The following is a 1,313-nucleotide window of genomic DNA, read 5'->3' as shown; positions in this document are numbered from 1 at the left end:
GCACCGGTGGTCGCCCGCCTGGGCGAACTCACCGTGCGCCAGGACGAGGTCGAGAAGCTGCTGCAGGCCTTGCCCGATGCCGAGCGCGCGGCCGTCAAGGACAACCGCGCCAGCGTCGAGGGCTGGCTGCGCCAGCGGCTGCTCGGCGAGGCGCTGCTGAAGGAGGCACGCGACAAGGGCTTCACCGACAAGCCCGAGGTCAAGGCCAAGATCGACGCCGCGGTGCGCGAGCTCACGGCCCGCATCGTGACCACCGGCTACCTCGAGTCGGTGAGCCAGGTGCCGGCGGGCTATCCGTCGGATGCCGAACTCACTGCCGCCTACGAGCAGGGCAAGGCCGGCTTCAACCTGCCGGCCACTTACCGCGTGGCACAGATCTTCCTCGCCACCCCCGACACCGCGCCCGCGGCCGTCGCCAAGGTGCGCGAGGAAGCCCAGAAGCTGGCGCGCGAGGCGCGCGGCACCGATTTCGCTGCGCTCGCACGCGCGAAGTCGCAGGACAAGAGCAGCGCCGAGCGCGGCGGCGAGGTCGGCAACCTGCCGCTCGCGCGCATGCTGCCCGAGGTGCGCGATGCGGTCGGCAAGCTCAAGACCGGCCAGGTCGGCGACCCGGTGCAATCGGCCGCCGGCTTCCACGTCGTGAAGCTGCTCGAGAGCCAGCCCGCGCGCACCGCCACGCTCGACGAGATGCGCCCGCAGCTGCAGGCCGCGCTGCGCCAGCAGCGCCAGCAGCAGCTGATCCAGGCCCACCTGGCGCAGCTCGCGCCGGCCACGCAGCTGAGCATCGATGCCGCCGCGCTCGACGCCGCGCTGCGCAAGACCAACTGAACCGCCTTCCACAACCAACAACCACCATCCACAGACAGGGAACCTCATGACCAACACCCCGACCGACACCACCACCGCCGCCGCCACGCCCGCCGAGGCCCTCGACCTGCTCGACGCGGTCACGCCCGAACAGGTCTCCGACGCCATCAAGGCCGCCGGCGCCGCCGTCTCCACCATCGAGCAGGACGGCGTGGTCCGCCTGCACAGCGCCAGCCACGGCATCGGCTTCCAGGTGCTGTGGGGCAATCCCGTCACCACCACCCAGTACACCGACTTCACCTTCAGCTGCCCGCTGCACGTGCAGGGCGGCACGCTGCCCGAGGCCGTGCTGGCCGCCTGGCACCGCAGCAAGCGCTTCGCGCGCGTCGCGCAGCACGGCGACTTCGTGGTGCTCGAGATGGACGTGGTGGTCGCTGGCGGCGTGACGCCCGCGCACCTCGCGTTCAGCGCCCGCCTGTGGATGCAGATGATGGGCGAGTTCTTCC

At 71.4% G+C, this 1,313-nt stretch carries 2 protein-coding genes; both read left to right on the top strand.

The features are described from left to right. Positions 1-828: peptidylprolyl isomerase (locus tag AC27VN_RS41650; protein WP_490880536.1), on the top strand; the 828-nt coding region annotated here is incomplete at its 5' end. A 46-nt stretch (positions 829-874) separates the two neighbouring features. Next, a partial coding sequence (locus AC27VN_RS41645) for a YbjN domain-containing protein (RefSeq protein ID WP_490880535.1) occupies positions 875-1,313 on the top strand: 439 nt, incomplete at its 3' end.

This window comes from Variovorax sp. 20P10.2.4 (assembly GCF_058244205.1).
Note: the sequence above shows the minus strand (reverse complement) of the source record. Positions and strands in the feature narration are given on the sequence as shown.